This window comes from Paractinoplanes polyasparticus, from assembly GCF_019710575.1.
Classification (GTDB): domain Bacteria; phylum Actinomycetota; class Actinomycetes; order Mycobacteriales; family Micromonosporaceae; genus Actinoplanes; species Actinoplanes polyasparticus.
In genome coordinates, this window is the sequence record NZ_JAHWFK010000024.1 from 177,318 (window position 1) to 192,590 (window position 15,273).

The following is a 15,273-nucleotide window of genomic DNA, read 5'->3' on the forward strand; positions in this document are numbered from 1 at the left end:
GTGGCAAGGCGGCGCAGCCGCCAAAGCCCCACCCCAGAGCCCGAAGGGCTTTCCAGCCCAGCCCCCAACCACCGCAGGCACCGTGACGTGGGGTCTGGGGGCTCGGCCCCCAGGAAGAAATGCGAGGAGGCACGTCCGCGCTTTCTGCGGACAGGAAGACCCCCGACGAGCCCCCGGTCGGGATCGAACCGACGACCTCCCGTTTACAAGAAGGAAGTCGATCATCCCGGATGGTCCCGCCCGGACCCTGATAGCGCCCATGACGTGCTGTTCGTTCCAGCTATGTTCCGGCGCGTTCCAGGGCCGGGCGGATCGTTCCGTACGGTTACCTACCAAGGTCCCTACCATGCCCGGTGCCCGGTGCCCGGTGCCCGGTGCCCGGTGCCCGGTGCCCGGTGCCGACCGCTTCGATAGTGTGGTCGGGGGCCTCTTGGCCTCCTCCTGATCTACGGCACGCTAGGCACCGACTGCCGGTAGTCGTAGGCTTCGCCGCGCCCCATACCCAGCAGAAACGAAGACAGATGGCGGAGGCGGCCTTCGTCGACTGAGCACGCGAAGCGGTTGATGCGCCGCAACTCGTTCGCCTGCGCTTCGGCCGGTGCAAACTACACGGCGTGGAGGGGGTGTGCTGGCGCATTGATCTTGGGATAGCCCGTTACTGTACCTAACGTGTCCGCAGATCAAGACGCACTTCCGGCCGGGTGGGTCCGAGTAGCGCTCAGCCGGGTGGGTTCTATCCGGGCTGGAAGGCAACGCTCCCCAGATAGGCAAAGCGGACTATTCTCAACAAAGTATCTCAGAGCCGCTAATATTGCGCCAGGCGGGCTCGATCTTTCAGACGTGCTCGAGATGGATTTCACGCCGCACGAGCGGGCGGTGTACGGACTCCAGCGTGGGGATGTAGTCCTGACGGAGGCCTCGGGAAGCGCGGCGCATGTGGGAAGAGCCGCCCTTTGGGAGCAACAGATCCCGGAATGCTGTTTTCAGAACACCGTTATTCGCTTCCGCCCTCATGCGGTTGCCCCTCGCTTTGCCCTCATGTGGTTCGAGTACAACAGCGTGAGCGGTATTTTTGGCCGGCTAGCACGTGGTGTCGGGATTTTGCATCTGGGCGCGATCCGACTGTCCTCCCTTTCCATTGCAGTACCCCCTTTTTCAGAACAAGAGCGTATCGCAGCGGAGGTAGATCGGCGTCGGACCGAGCTTCGTAAGGCCGAGACAGCGCTACGAAGTGCTCAGGAGCGGATCGCAGAGCAACGACGCGAGATCCTTCGCTTGGCGGTTGGCGGACAGCTCCTTTCCGGTGCCGAAGACAGCAAGTCAGAAAGCTCCGCCCACGTTGCTGGCGCTCCGTCTAACGGTTGGCGCTGGGTCAGAGTAGACGAGGCCGGGTACGTAGACCTGGGGAAGAAGCGCGAGCCTACCAGCCATCATGGCCCTAATATGCGGCCATATCTCCGCGTTGCTAACGTTCACGAAGACTACATCGATACCACCGACGTCAAGGAAATGAACTTCTCTCCCGACGAGTTTGATAAGCTCTCGCTTCAGATTGGCGACGTGCTTTTGAACGAGGGACAGAGTCCTGAACTTGTCGGTCGGCCCGCAATGTATCGGGGTGATCCTAGTGATGCGTGCTTCCAAATGACACTTCTCCGATTCAGAGCCAACTTAGATGTGTTGCCGGAGTTCGCGCTCATTGTTTTTAGACATTATCTCCACGCTGGCGAGTTTCGTAGAGTAGCTCAGGGCTCCACAAATATCGTCCATCTTTCTCGGAAACGCTTATCCGCGATGCAGTTTCCGGTTCCGCCGCTACCGGAGCAACACCAAATTGTGGCGGAGTTCAAGACCAGGATGGAAAGTCTGAGAGTCCAGGAAGAACTTATCGCAAGTTCCTTGGCCCGGATTCCCGACATGTTGAAGGAAGTGTTGACAGCCGCGGTGAGAGGGAAACTGCTTCCGCAAAGTCCCGACGATGAGCCAGCGGCGAACCTCTTAGATCGGCTCGGCGAGCCTCCTAAAGCGGCAGTTCCACCGGCTGAGCAGTCGACGCAAACCGAAACTCAATCAGCGGAGGAGAAAGTGGATACGAGGGCAACGGAAAGCGAAGGTCAGTCAGCATCTTCGGCCATTGTCGGCGCCCTTGAAGACGCTGAGGGTCCAATGCCACTTTCGGAGTTATTCACGAAGGCGGGGTACAGTCGCGACTCTATCGCCGACGTGGAGACCTTTTACCTCGGGGTCAGAGAGGCCTATGGTTCCGCCGTCACGGCCGCAGACGATCGACCGGAGAACACCGCCCTGAGGATGATCGACGATGCGCCTCAATAAGCTGCATATTGGAGACTTCAAAAACCTTCGCGACTTCGAGGTCATGTTTGACGAGGTTTCGCCGTACACGGTGCTGGTTGGCGAGAATGGTGCGGGTAAGTCCAACTTACTGGAGGCCATAACTTTAATCTTTCGGAACTTGGACCTCGATATCGAAGCTCCCTTCGCGTATCAACTCTGGTACGAATGCCGCGGTACGCAGCTGAGAGTTGATGCGGAGGCAAATCGTATTCCGAAGTTCAGCATCCTTCGCGGCCCGACTTTAACTGATCCCGACGGCGTATACGAGGAGCTGCCTCGCCGGCGGTTCATGGAGAATGCGTCGGATGGGGCCCCAAAATATCGACCGGCATTTGTTTTCGGTTACTATTCTGGGCCTAGTGATCGGCTTTCGTCTCTTTACGAGAAGCATCGAGAACGATACTACAATTTCATCATCAAGGCGCGTGAGCAACGTACGCGGGCGCTCACAGACCCGAACGCACTGCGGCGCCTATTCTATGCTGAAAACCTTCATGGGCAATTTGCGCTCATCGCTTTTTTCATGGATTCAACAGAGAGTGCCCGTAGTGACAGAGAGTTCCTGAGGGAATTCCTGCAGATCGAGGGTTTGGACAGTGTTCTTTTCGCCTTGAAGCGGCCACCTTGGCGTCGCAAAGGTGGGGACCAACGCTTCTGGAACGCCGTCGGTGAGGTACGCGACTTTTTAAGCAATCTCTATGAAACTGCGCTGCTGCCCCTCAGGATGGAGCGCCGCATCTCGGTGGATCTCACTAAAAATCCGTCGGTCGAGAGTTTGTACCTCTTCTTACCCTCCGCCGTTTCGCTGGAAGCTGTCTATCAGAAGTATGCAAACCAATATGCGTTCTTCTCGGCGCTCGAAAGCACCCATCTCTCAAAGCTACTTGCAGAAGTAAGAACCCGCATCAGGATGACCGCTGACGCTGGCGGGGGAGAAGTTACATACCGAGATTTGAGTGAGGGGGAGCAGCAACTTCTCTTGGTGCTCGGCCTTTTGAAGTTCACCGCACGCGCTGAGGCCTTGTTTCTGTTGGATGAACCGGATACGCATTTGAATCCGGCATGGAGTACGCAGTATCTCGACTTCCTCGATAGATTCATCGCTGACCGCGATTCTTGCCATATTCTGATGACCACCCATGACCCGCTCGTGTTCTCGCGGTTAACTCGGGCCCAAGTTCGTTTGTTCGGCCGGAACGATACTGGATGGGCGTGGGCGGACGAGCCGCTTAACGATCCTCGAGGAATGGGAATCCAGGCGATTTTGGCAAGTGACCTCTTTCGGCTTCGATCCGGTGGCCTTGACGCTGACACCCTTCGGTTGCTGGACCAACAACATCAATTGTCGACTCGGGATGACTTAACGCCGGCCGAAGAGTCCCTACTTCGCCGCGTAACAGATGAGCTCAACGAGCTCGACTTCTGGAAAAGCGATCGCGATCCTGTCTATCAAGCATTCCTTCAAAGGTTTATCCCCGCGTGGACTGCCCGCAATCCGATGCGGGAGACGGATCTCAACGTTCAGCTATCCTCCGCTCAGTTGGAGGCGCGTGAAGCGCTCGCTGCGGAAATTGCGGAGGAGATCGCCGCCGAGATGGCCGCCGAGAGGAGGATTTGAGATGAGGTACATCGACTTGGACCTTCTTCTGGCTGATGCAGAGTCGCAATCTTTGATTATGTCAGCGGATGACGCGTTACAGAAGGTCCTGGATGAGCCTGATCCGGCAGAGCGTAAGAAGCTGATAGATGAGAACAGAGACAAGTGGGTTGCTTTTCGGGAACGTTTCCACGCGGTATTTGGACAGAAGTGCTGGTACACCGAGTCGGAGAATCCGGGAACCGACGAAGATGTTGACCACTATCGACCGAAGGGCCGTATCGCGGAGTCGCGAGCGCACGGCGGCTACTGGTGGGAAGCGCTAAGCTGGCGCAACTTTCGGTTGAGCTCCCATCGTGCGAACCGTATGCGCATCAATCCGGATACCGGTAGGACTCATGGTAAGGCGGACCATTTTCCGCTTCTTGATGAGGCGCATCGGTGGGCCGGGCCAGGATATATCTGCTGTGAAGCGCCAACGCTGTTGGATCCAACTGATCCAGAAGATCCGCCTCTGTTGACCTTCGACACTAATGGCTACACCGCGCTGTCGACCGCCTATCGCAATGATCCTGTCGCACACCGCAAAGTGGAAGACAGCCGCATCTATCTACATCTGGATTGGCCTGCATTCGTGGCGGCGCGCCGCCGTCTTTATACCTTGATCTATACGAAGATCGCGGATGGCGATCGAGCGGTCGCGCGGTTGGTTCATGAACCCGTTACCGCTAAAGAAACGCTAAAAGCTATAGCTCGGGACCTGATCCGGCTAACACGTGACGATCAACCATATTCCAGAGCCGCGCAGACTTATGTCTTACACTATCGCGATCGCGATTGGGTCAAGCGAAACGTAGTTCCATATGTTCCAGGTGGTCTAAATTGAAAACTTCTGCTGCTAGTCTCGTTCGCCGCCTTTGGCAGTACTGCAACGTCTTGCGGGACGATGGCTTGTCGTATCCTGACTACGTCGAGCAGCTCACCTATCTCCTCTTTCTGAAGATGGCTGACGAGCAACCGGACGGCTTTGTACCCCCTCAATATTCCTGGCAGTCCTTTACGGGCCTTGATGCATCGGAAATGCAAGACCAGTATGATGCGACGCTAGCGGCGCTCGGCAAAATGGACGGGATGCTCGGTCTCATTTTTCGTGACGCGAAAAATAAGATTCGTGATCCGGCTAAGCTTCGGCTCTTAGTGAATGATTTGATCGGCCAGCTGGAATGGAGTGGCCTTTCTTCGGACCTCAAGGGTGATGCGTACGAAGGGCTACTCGAAAAGAATGCCCGTGACACGAAGAGCGGCGCGGGTCAATACTTTACACCGAGGCCCTTGATTGATGCGATCGTCAAATGCGTTGACCCCAGGCCGGGTGAGGTCGTTTGCGATCCAGCCTGCGGGACCGCAGGGTTCCTGTTGTCGGCACATGCGCATATCAAAGAGGCCAATCCCGGTTTGACCAAGTCGCAGTTGGCTCACCTCAGGACAAGGGCGATCCACGGCGTCGAACTGGTGCAAGAAGTCGCGCGGCTTGCTGCGATGAACTTGTTGTTGCACGGCGTAGGTGGCCGGTCGGATAGCGAATTGCCGGTAACGTGTGCCGACAGCCTTGAGCGGATGCCCGATGCGTTGGTAGACGTCGTCCTTACAAATCCGCCTTTTGGTATAAAGGGAAGTGTCACGTACGGGTCCGATGAGGCTAAGCTGTATCGTGCTGGCGAGGACTTGCAGGTGGCTCGTCCCGACTTTTGGGTCCGGACAGCAAATAAGCAACTCAACTTTGTTCAGCACGTAGTATCGCTTCTTCGTCCCGGCGGCAGAGCGGTGGTTGTTCTGCCAGATAACGTTCTCTATGATGGCGGGCCAGCTGTCGCAATTCGTCGTCGCTTGCTTGAAGACTTCGACGTGCATACTCTCTTGCGGTTGCCAACCGGTTTATTCTATGCTCAGGGCGTTAAAGCCAACGTCCTATTTTTCGATAAGCCAAAGCGTAAGATGACCAACTCTAGAAATCTGTGGGTATATGATTTGCGTTCCGATAACAGATTTTCTTTGAAAACCCGTCCAATCGGATTTGAAGATCTTGCAGATTTCGTTGAGTTGTACGGGGGACGGGAGAGGAAGCGCGACCTCTCCCGACAAACCACGCGCTGGCGTGCGTTCGACCTTCAGTCGCTTACAATGTCGGCTGACGCGTCGCTTGACCTTAAATGGCAAAGCGAAGTACAGGCGACGCCAGACCGCGGGGTAGGCCGGCTCGATGAGCTTTCGATGATGATCGAAGATGACCTAGAACGGGCCTTGGCGCACATTCGTAGTGCAGGCCGGGGAGAGTGACTTCATGCATGTGGAGGGATGACCTGGCGAGGAGATGGTATGGCGAATCCAGGACCGGCTCGTGATCAACGTCGCCGCGATCAAGACTCCGGCGACGGGCAGCTACGGGATGAAACACGTGGTTGAGGATGTACTCGGCGAGTACGTTGCTAATGGCGAACTCATCGCCGCCGCCCTGATGGCTGGTTATCCCATGCGGTACGACGGCGGCCCGAGCGCTACGTTTGGGATGAGCCGTCGAGACGTGGAAACGGTCAGCAAGACGCGAGCTGCCGCCTAACTGCTGTACACCGGACGCACGGCACAATGGCTGCGTCCGCCAGCCCGGCCCCCGCCGTTGATCGTTGCGTGGGTGGGCGGGTTGGAAAGGTAGTTCTGACGCTGGTCACTTTCTCTGTTCGCGTTGTTGGGCAGCGCGGACTGTCCTGGTTAGTGAGTCAAGGTGCGAGCAGTGTTCGATTACCTGCTTGTCCAGGTCGCTGAGAGTTCCGTAGCCCTTAAGGAACGCGTGTTGGAGGTCTGGGCGATGGTGCCATGTGCGGGTAGCGAAGCGGACTAGGTCGCGGGCGGCAAGGTCGTACCGGGCGTGCTCGAAATCGATCGCGCAGATTCTGGGCGCCCCGGAGGTGCCCGCCCTGTGCTGTTGATCCCGAGGCCGCTGTTCCCGTGGGCTCGGTGTGACGCACAGCAGGTTGCGGGGCGTGTAGTCGAGGTGGCAGGGAACGGCTGGAATGGGACCGAGGGTGCTCAGGGCGCGCAGGTGGGCGTGGATCTCGGCGCGTCGTTTGGCGGGTAGGAGTGCCTTGGCCAGGGCGAGCCAGTGTTCGCCGCGTTCGGCCAGCCAGCCGGGTATGTCCTTCTCGGTGTCGGGAGGTGCGGCGTTGTGGAGGCGGTAGAGCAATTCGCCTGCTTGACGGTGCGCCTTAACCTCAGATCGGGAGGTGAGTTGCGTTTCGGCGAGGGGTCGGCCAGGTAGTGCGCTGATCACGATGGCGAGCGGTTGTTCGCTGATGGCCAGCAGGCGCGGTGCCTGATCGTTTAGTGCTGGTGCCCAGTAGCGGTAGGCGTATACCTCTTGTCGGTGGCGGTCGGGGCCGCGATGAAGCTTGATGATGACCTCGCCGACGGCGGTTATGGCCCGGAGGGCGACGGTGCCGTTGTGCCCGGCATGCACGGTGCTGGGCTCGGCGTGGGGGTCGACCAGCCGCCGGCATAGGGCGAGCAGGACGTCGACCTCGTTCATCCCTGCGGGTTGGTGAGGTGGCGAATGTCGTTGTGGGCGGCCAGCATCCAGACGCGTCGGTCGAACCGGTTGACGTGGTGCTGCCAGCGAGTGACGCCGGTATGGTCGGTGACGAACCCGAGCCCGAGACGGACTTCGAGAGGCAGTTGAAGAAGCAACACGTGCGCGGCTTCGATGGTCTCGCCGTGGGCGGCGATGAGGATGCGTCGCCCGGCATGCCGGGCGAGGATCTGCCGTAGGGCGGTGGTCGCCCGTTCGAGGTACTGGTTCCAGGTTTCGGAGCCGGTGGCGTACGGCCGGTCTGGGTCGTGTTGAGGTGGTCCCCCGAACGCGGTTTTGATCTCGTGCCAGGGGCGGCCATCGGCGTCGCCGTGGTCGGGGCCGCGTAGCGCGTCGACCACGGTGGCGGTGAGGGATAGGGCTTGGCCGATGATGTTTGCGGTGTCGCGCACACGGCGGCGTGGTGTGCCGTAGAACGCTTCGAAGGGGTGCTCGGCGTGTTCGTCGGCGAGGCGTAGGGCGAGGCGGTGTGCCTGCTCGCGGCCTTGCGGGCTGAGGCCGGTGCAGCCGCGTTCACCGCCGACGGTGCCGGTGGCGTTGTTGTTTGCCTCGCCGTGTCGGGCGAGGACGAGTTCGGTGGTGATGGCCATGGCAGGCGCTCCTTACCGGGGGCGGGTTTCCGGGGTTGTCCAGGGGCGCACGGTGGGCCAGGAGTGCTGGTAGCCGTTGCGGTGCAGGTATCGAGCGGTGAGCCGGTGGTGGACCTCGGCGTAGTCGGCGAGCTGCGCGGGCGTGCACGAGTCGGCGGGACCGCCGGCGCTCTCGACGCTTTGGGTGTAAGCGGCCTGGGTCTGCTCGATCTGCGTGCCGGAGAGCAGGCCGTAGGTCATGGCAGTGGAGACGACGAGCTTGGCCAGGTCGTAGCCGAACGGGGCCAGGGTGAGGTCGTCGAAGTCCACCAGTGCCGGCCCGGACGCGGTGAGGATGAAGTTGCGGACGTTGGCGTCCTTGTAGACGGCTGCTGGCAGGTGAGTGAAGGTCAAGCGAAGCTGGCTCAGGACGTGTCGGCGGTTGGCGCCGAAGTCCGGGATGGTGGTGCCGATGGTGGTGTCGAAGGGCCGGTCCAGGCGTGCGACGTGCAATTCCCGGGCGTAGGCGCTGCCGTGTAGTTTCCCGAGAGCGGCGGCCAGGTCGGGCAGGTCGTTTGGTTCGGGTGGGCGGCCGTCGAGCCGTTCGAGCAGCAGGTGTGTGGCGGTGCTGGGGTACTGGTGGGGTAACCGGACGCCGCTGTCGAGTTGTTGAAACCACCGCAGGTGTGCTTGGGCGGCGACGCCTCGAGCGGGGTCGGTGTAGCGCTTGACGACCACCGCCGGGCTCATCGGCGCCTCGCTACCAGGTACGTCACGGTGGATGTTGCCGTGACTGCGCAATCTGGGAAGCGGTCGCGAAGGGCGGCGGCCAGAGCTTTCGAGTCCGCCGTCAGCTCGGGGCCGAGCTGGTACTTCGGACAGGTGGCCACATAGTCGGCAAGGTGGTCGGCGTCGGCGAATCGGAAGGTGTGCTGTTGATCGACCCGACGGTCCAGGACCAGCCCCGCCATGGTGAGAACGCTTTCCGCGTTGTCGGTGTGGAAGCTCTGGTAGAGGCTCGGTCGTTGGGGTACCCCGGGATCCAGGTCGGCGGTGGCGAGGGCGGTGTCGATCTCGTGGTAGCTGTTGGCCGACTTGGTGGTGACGATGATGGACCCACCGGGCGTGAGGCAGCGGGCGATCTCCGCGAGCGCCTGCTCGGGGTGGGCGGAGTGGTAGAGGCAGAACCCCGCGACGGCCAGGTCGATGTCGGCGACGATCCCGTGAAGCCGGTGAAAGTCGGCGGTGACGAGCAGCGCTTCGCGATTCTGGGCGCGTAATCGGTCGGCGACGACCGCCAGCAGGGCCGGGGACTGATCGACGGCGACGATGGCCGCTGACGGGTATTGGCGGGCCAGCCCGACGGTGGTGGTGCCCCGCCCGCATCCGATGTCGGCTAGCCGGTCCGGGAACGGGTTGGTGGTTGCCGCCAAGGTCGTGATGGTGGTCGTGGCGTCCGCGCCGGTGGTCTTTGCTCGGTGCAGGGCGCGGGTGCGCTGGGCGAGGCGGTGCGCGGTGGCGTAGAGGGGGCCTCGGATGAGGGCGGGGTCGGTGAAGGGCGCGCGCGAGGTGGACAGGGTCGCCTCCAAGGGATCACGGGCCAGGTTGGGCGGCGGTGTCGAGTTGGTGGAGGAACTGGTTGGCGCGCCTGCGGCTGGTGAATTGCAGGAAGCGCACGTGTCGGCCATGCTCGGCGAGCAGGTTGGTCACGCGCGGACGCATGGTGCGCCGGTATCCGAGGATGTATTTCACGAAGGACCAGGTGATGCGGTCGTAGACGCCGTCGGCGTGCTGGCCGCCTCGGTAGCGCCATCGCCGTTGGGCGATGCCCCAGAGGCAGGTTCGGGCCGGTAGGTCGAGGAAGATCACCGTGTCGGCGCGGGCCAGCCGGATCGGCAGGGTGGACGCATAGTTGCCTTCGATAAGCCACCGGTCGGCGGCGACGAGTTCGTGTTGCAGGGCGGCGAACTTGTCCTGCGGAAGGGTATTCCAGGCGTCGTCGTAGTACAGCGCGTCGAGGTTGGTGACGCTCAATCCGAGCCGGTCGGCGAGGCGGCGGGCGAGGACGGTTTTCCCGGAGCCGCCACAGCCGATGATGGCGATTCTGTTCATGGGCGGTGACGGTAATCCCCCACCGTTACGGGTGCGGGGCGGCAGGCCGGGCATCAGCCGACCGGGCTACGGCGCAGGCCCGACAACTGCCAGTCGATGACGTCGAGCTGTTCGGAGAGGCGGAACGGGTCCAACCGCTGCAAGCAGGCCGTCAACAGCTCAGCATGGGCGTCCGTGCCGATGACGGTCAACAGCTCAGTGATCGTCCGTGCGGCGTCGGCACCATCGCTGACATGCAGCTCGGCTGGGGTGAAGCGGGCCGCATCGCGAATCGTGCTCGGCGTCAGCGGCAGGCAGCCGGCCAGGACTGCCTCGAACAGTCGCTGCGTCATGTGCCCGACGTGGGCGTACCGATCGGGCAGAAGCAGGATGGTGGACACTGAGCGGCGGTACAGGGAGTCGACCTGGGTGAACGGCATCCGACCCTGGAAGTTGACGTCAGGCCACCGCTGTGTGCGAGTCCACTTGCCTGCGACCAGGTGCGGGTGCCCGGCAGCGGCCGGAACGAAGTAGCGATCGAAGGCGTCGTCCCGGTCGTACTGATTGCCGACGTAGACCAACGGCAGATCCCGCTCGAAAGCGGTCAACGCCACAGGGTCTGCGCTATCAAGAGCCTCGTCGCCGACGGGGAACAGCAACGTCACTGCGCCGGGCGTGGGATGCAGCGCCGGTTCACACACCGCCACGTTCGCGGCGCGGCGCAGCGGATCCTCGACCGGCAGTCGACGGTCTTTGTCCCACAGCAGTGTCGGGATGCCAGCGGTGGTGTAGTGGTCGAGGAGCTGTTGCTGGCGGTGCAGGTCACAGGTGTGTCCCGGGGCGCCGCACTCGGTGGCGTTACGGCCGGGGATGGGCCATCGCCACTCCAGGAACAGCGCCTCGATTTCGGGAAGCTGATCATCCCACTGGTAGGTGCTGGTGAGGTCCACTCCGGCTTCGGCAAGGTCGCGGTTGGTTTGGAGGAACACGATCTCGCGGCCGTAGCTGCGCAGGCCGTCGATGAGTGTCCGGCGGTGGCTGCGTCCACCGTCGGGGGTGTCGGTGATGCCGTCGCCGAGGAAGCCCCAGAAGCTGTAGCCGATCAGCATTTGGCCACCCACCAGCCTTCCAGCATCAGCGCGTCGAGGCCGCTGCTGGTCAGGCAGTCCAGCGCCATGTCCGGGGTGCCGCAGATCGGTTTGCCCTTGATGTTGAGCGAGGTGTTGATCAGGACCGGGTGGCCGGTGATCGCGGCGAATTCGGTCAGCACCTCGGCCAGGAACGGATTCGCCTCGGGAGTAACCGTCTGGACTCGGGCAGTGCCGTTGACGTGCACGACCGGCGAGAGATGCTCGCGGGTCAGCTCGGTCACGCTCGAGGCGATGGACATGAACGGAGCCGGCTGCGGCAGCGTGAAATAGTTGGCCGCCGCCGAGGCGAGCACTACCGGCGCGAACGGGCGGAACGGCTCGCGGAACTTCACCGTGGCGTTGAGGTTTGCGACAACGTCGGGCAGCAGCGGCGACGCCAGGATGGATCGGTTTCCCAACGCCCGTGGCCCGGCTTCCAGCCCGCCCTGGAACAGCCCGACCGTCTGCCCCTCAGCGAGCTTGATCGCGAGATGTTTGGCCGGTGCGGTGGGCCGGTGGACGGTCAGCCCCGGGCGGGGATGCTGGGGCAACTCCACGTGTGGGTAGGCCGGACCGAGGTAGCAGCGGTCGGTTACCCCGGTCGCGAGGTTGCGGCTTGTGTCGAGGTTGGCGGCCAGTGCGGCGCCGATCGCGGTGCCAGAGTCGCCAGGTGCGGGTGGCACGTGGACCTCGTCGAAGACGCCAGCCTCCACGATCTTGCCCACGGCGACGCAGTTGGCGGCGACGCCGCCACCGAGGCACAGCAGCCGTATGCCGGTCACCGCGCGGGCGCGGCGGGCCAGGTGCAACATGACCTGTTCGGTGCGTTCCTGAAGCGCGGCGGCCAGGTCGGCGTGAACCTGCTCGACGGGTGCAGCCGGGTCTCGGGCCGGGCAGGTGGCGGCGGCGAAGGCGGTGCTCACGCGCGGGTAGTCGCGGGCCAGGACGCGTAGCGGGAACCACTGCGGATCGAGCCTGAACCCGCGATCCGTGATCGGGATCGCCTCCCGCATCAAGAGGCGGAATCGGCTCGGGTCGCCGAGGGCGGCCAGGGCCATGACGGTGCCTTCTTCATCACCGCGGCGCCAGCCGAGGTGTTCGGTAACCGCCCCGTAGGCATAGCCGAGCGAGGCCGGATCAGAAATGTCCTCGGCGATGCTGGTCCGGCAGCCTCCGCCGTTCAGCCGTAGGCCGGTGCCGATAGTCGTGGTCTGTACCTCGCCGAGGCTGTCCACGACCAGCACAGCGGCGGCGTCATAGCCGCTGGAGGCAAAGGCATACAGGCCGTGAGCACGGTGGTGCAGTACCGGCGCCACCTGAGCTAGGGGAAACCGCTCGCGGAGATCCGCCATGCGCGTGCCGAACCGGTCGTACACCTTGCGGAAGCTCTCGGCTCGTGGCTTCGCCCGATCCCGCGTCGCGGGCAGCTGGGCGTACAGGTCGGTGGCGGGAAGAGCGTCGAGGTAGTGCCGCCCGTCGAAGTTATAAGCCACCACGTTGACCACCGATGCTTCCAGGCCGGCGGTATCGAGCAGCCATTCCACGGCCTTCTCGGGGAAGGCGGCGGTGTGTTTGTCGCCGGTGAGGCGCTCCTCCTCGGCGAACCCGACTAGCCGGTTATCGACCAGCAGCGCGGCAGCCGAATCGTGAGTGAACGCGCACAGGCCGAGCACGACTTGGGCGCCGGTCATCAGGCACCTCCCGTCGTCAGGGCGGCTAGTTCAGCCGTGCGAATGAGGTGGGCGTACCAGCCGCGCAGCGCCTCTCCCAGGTCACCGTCGATGTCGGCGGCAAGGGCACGTGCGGTGGGCCGGTCCTCGGCCGTCCACCGCCGGTAGCTGGCCAGGACCGCGGCCATCTCGCGCCACGGTGCACCAGCATCCGTGCACAGACCGCCGGTCACGACAGCCGTCAGAAACTCGGTCAGCCTGTCGATGGGGGCCGAGAGCGCCGCCATCGTCGGAGACGGCATGGCCACCGAGGCGGCCACCTCGGCGGCGGCGTCGTCGTGCTGCGCGTACAGGTGCAGGGAGTCGACGTGATGGTGGTAGGTCCCCAGCTCCGCACCGAGCCAATCGGCCATGAGTTCGTGCAGCATGGTGGCGGTGAACAGGTCATAGGGCAGGCCGAGCCACACGTCGTTACTGCGCATGGTGGTGTGCATATCGAGCCGTCCGCGCCGGACGAAGAACCGGTAGTTCAGCGTGCAGGGCACGTCACGGTGCCCGGCGGTGTCGCGCTGTGGGTCGTAGAGCTGGATGACGGCCTGACGGCTGTCCGGGTCGGCACCCAGGAGCCGACGGACGTGGTCGAGCTGGTCGACCGCCCCCTGCCAGCGGCGCATTCGCGGCCCGTACGCACCCTGCAACCGGCCCTCGTCGGTGTACTGCTCCAGCCTTCGGTTGTACGTGAAGATCCAGGGGTCGTCCGAGCCGGACAGGATCCACAGCGCCTCTGCTACGGCGAAGGCCGGATTGAGCACCCGCGCTGGCGGCACGCTTACGAACCGGCGGCGTGGCTGGGTGAGCTTCAGGTGCGCGTCGAGCACCTCCGTAGTGGCCATGCCGCGAGGCGCTGCGCGACGGCCCTGCTCGAGTACCCCGCGGCATACCGCCGTATACAGATCGTTTGCTGAATCGGCGGTCACGACGAACATGCCGGTACCTTCTGGTCCTCGTTTGTCGTGGGCGGTGACGCGTAGGCGCGAAGCAGGTCCGGAGGAAGCCCGCGCAGCCATTCCGCTTGTCGCGTCATGCCGGTACGTAGATCGGTGCGTGGCTGATAATCGAGCAGAAGTCGGGCGCGGGTCAGGTCGGCGGATGTGGCCGGTACATCGCCAGCCTGAGCTGGGACGGCAGTCAACGGCACCGAGTTGCCGGTGATCTGCTGGGCCATACCGATGACATCGATCATGGCGACGCTGGAGCCGCCACCGACGTTGGTCACTGCCGCGGGTACCTCGACGAGGGCCGCTGCCATGGTGGCCTCCACGACGTCACCGACGTAGGTGAACTCCCGCCGCTGCGCACCGTCGCCGAAGATTGTGTACTGCTCTCCCGTCAGAGCCGCCGCTAGAATCCGACCGATCGCCATATCCGGTCTCTGCCTCGGCCCGTACACCGTGAAGTACCGCAGCGCCGTCACCGATAGCCGGCTACCGGGCCGCTTCGCGTAGGCCAGACAGAGTTGCTCACCCGCGAGTTTGCTGACTCCGTACGGTGAAATCGGCTGAGTCAGATCGGTTTCCCTGCTCGGCGAAGCGGTTTCGCCATAGACGCTGGACGAGGAGGCGTAGACCACCTTGGGCACGCCCGTCTGAATGCACGCGCTCAGCAGCAGTTGCGTCGCGACGACGTTCGCCGCGACATAACGCTCGAACCCGCTCCACGAGGACCGTACGCCCGGCACCGCCGCCAGGTGATACACGCACGCCGCATCCCTCACCAGGACGTTCATGTCGGTATCGCGTAGATCGCCGTCCACCCACGAGAATCGTGGATGGGACGCGACGTCGTGCAAGTTCAGGCGGGCCACCGTGTCCGTCCCCGGACTCCGGCGGTCGATACCGACAACATCGAAACCGCTGTCGAGAAGGCCCTGAACCAGATGGGAGCCGATGAAGCCTGCCGCACCTGTGACCACAACCCTTGGCCCTTGAATGGATCTACTAGTCATCAACGGGGCTGCCTTTCCTGGGACCGGTTCGTCATTGGCGGTATGGGTGTGAGCGAGGAAACACGTGACCCACCGGATCGCCGCTCTCTCACATGGTCGAAAGCCGCGATGACAAGGTTGTGGTCGCTGCTGTGTGCTGGGGTCGTCGGGTGGTAGGTGCACGGGGTCGGCGCGTACGCCAGCTCGCCAGGTCGTGAGCGCACTGGTGAGGCTGGC

General features: G+C 62.8%; 14 protein-coding genes. 5 read left to right on the forward strand and 9 right to left on the reverse strand.

Going from position 1 to position 15,273, the window contains the following annotated elements; all coding sequences use genetic code 11:
* Window positions 1-849: 849 nt before the first annotated feature.
* The 5 genes from KXC43_RS23665 to KXC43_RS23685 all read left to right on the forward strand — a co-directional run bounded on the left by KXC43_RS23665 (window position 850) and on the right by KXC43_RS23685 (window position 6,569).
* A complete protein-coding gene (locus tag KXC43_RS23665; RefSeq protein WP_255644683.1) occupies window positions 850-2,334 on the forward strand; it encodes a restriction endonuclease subunit S in 1,485 nt (494 codons plus the stop codon).
* Entirely contained in the window at window positions 2,321-3,973 is a 1,653-nt protein-coding gene (locus KXC43_RS23670) for an AAA family ATPase (RefSeq protein WP_221378302.1), read from the forward strand. The genes KXC43_RS23665 and KXC43_RS23670 overlap by 14 nt, the downstream gene beginning before the upstream one ends.
* Before the next feature lies 1 nt (window position 3,974).
* Entirely contained in the window at window positions 3,975-4,838 is an 864-nt protein-coding gene (locus KXC43_RS23675) for a hypothetical protein (protein WP_221378303.1), read from the forward strand.
* The gene (locus KXC43_RS23680; RefSeq protein ID WP_221378304.1) at window positions 4,835-6,289 is read left to right on the forward strand and encodes a type I restriction-modification system subunit M; all 1,455 of its coding nucleotides are present in this window, start codon (window positions 4,835-4,837) and stop codon (window positions 6,287-6,289) included. The genes KXC43_RS23675 and KXC43_RS23680 overlap by 4 nt, the downstream gene beginning before the upstream one ends.
* A gap of 61 nt (window positions 6,290-6,350) precedes the next feature.
* Entirely contained in the window at window positions 6,351-6,569 is a 219-nt protein-coding gene (locus KXC43_RS23685; protein WP_221378305.1) for a hypothetical protein, read from the forward strand.
* A gap of 105 nt (window positions 6,570-6,674) precedes the next feature.
* Here the strand turns inward: KXC43_RS23685 and KXC43_RS23690 are convergent, their stop codons facing one another.
* From KXC43_RS23690 to KXC43_RS23730, 9 genes are read right to left on the reverse strand one after another with little or no spacing between them, the layout of a single operon-like run.
* Window positions 6,675-7,532 carry a phosphotransferase family protein gene (locus KXC43_RS23690; protein WP_255644632.1) on the reverse strand — a complete coding sequence of 286 codons (858 nt, stop codon included), beginning with the start codon at window positions 7,530-7,532 and terminating at the stop codon, window positions 6,675-6,677.
* On the reverse strand, window positions 7,529-8,182 hold the full coding sequence (locus KXC43_RS23695) for a histidine phosphatase family protein (protein ID WP_221378306.1): 654 nt from the start codon (window positions 8,180-8,182) through the stop codon (window positions 7,529-7,531). Before KXC43_RS23695 ends, KXC43_RS23690 begins: the two co-directional genes overlap by 4 nt.
* A 12-nt stretch (window positions 8,183-8,194) precedes the next feature.
* A complete protein-coding gene (locus KXC43_RS23700; RefSeq protein WP_221378307.1) occupies window positions 8,195-8,911 on the reverse strand; it encodes a phosphotransferase in 717 nt (238 codons plus the stop codon).
* Entirely contained in the window at window positions 8,908-9,750 is an 843-nt protein-coding gene (locus KXC43_RS23705) for a class I SAM-dependent methyltransferase (protein ID WP_221378308.1), read from the reverse strand. Before KXC43_RS23705 ends, KXC43_RS23700 begins: the two co-directional genes overlap by 4 nt.
* 4 nt (window positions 9,751-9,754) lie before the next feature.
* Complete coding sequence (locus tag KXC43_RS23710) at window positions 9,755-10,273, reverse strand: P-loop NTPase family protein (protein WP_221378309.1); 519 nt, start codon at window positions 10,271-10,273, stop codon at window positions 9,755-9,757.
* 53 nt (window positions 10,274-10,326) lie between these two features.
* The gene (locus tag KXC43_RS23715) at window positions 10,327-11,361 is read right to left on the reverse strand and encodes a CgeB family protein (protein WP_221378310.1); all 1,035 of its coding nucleotides are present in this window, start codon (window positions 11,359-11,361) and stop codon (window positions 10,327-10,329) included.
* Window positions 11,355-13,073, reverse strand: a complete 1,719-nt coding sequence (locus KXC43_RS23720; RefSeq protein ID WP_221378311.1) for a carbamoyltransferase family protein — start codon at window positions 13,071-13,073, stop codon at window positions 11,355-11,357. The genes KXC43_RS23715 and KXC43_RS23720 overlap by 7 nt, the downstream gene beginning before the upstream one ends.
* On the reverse strand, window positions 13,073-14,038 hold the full coding sequence (locus tag KXC43_RS23725; protein WP_221378312.1) for a thymidylate synthase: 966 nt from the start codon (window positions 14,036-14,038) through the stop codon (window positions 13,073-13,075). Before KXC43_RS23725 ends, KXC43_RS23720 begins: the two co-directional genes overlap by 1 nt.
* A complete protein-coding gene (locus KXC43_RS23730) occupies window positions 14,026-15,057 on the reverse strand; it encodes an NAD-dependent epimerase/dehydratase family protein (RefSeq protein WP_221378313.1) in 1,032 nt (343 codons plus the stop codon). The genes KXC43_RS23725 and KXC43_RS23730 overlap by 13 nt, the downstream gene beginning before the upstream one ends.
* Between the last annotated feature and the right edge of the window lie 216 nt (window positions 15,058-15,273).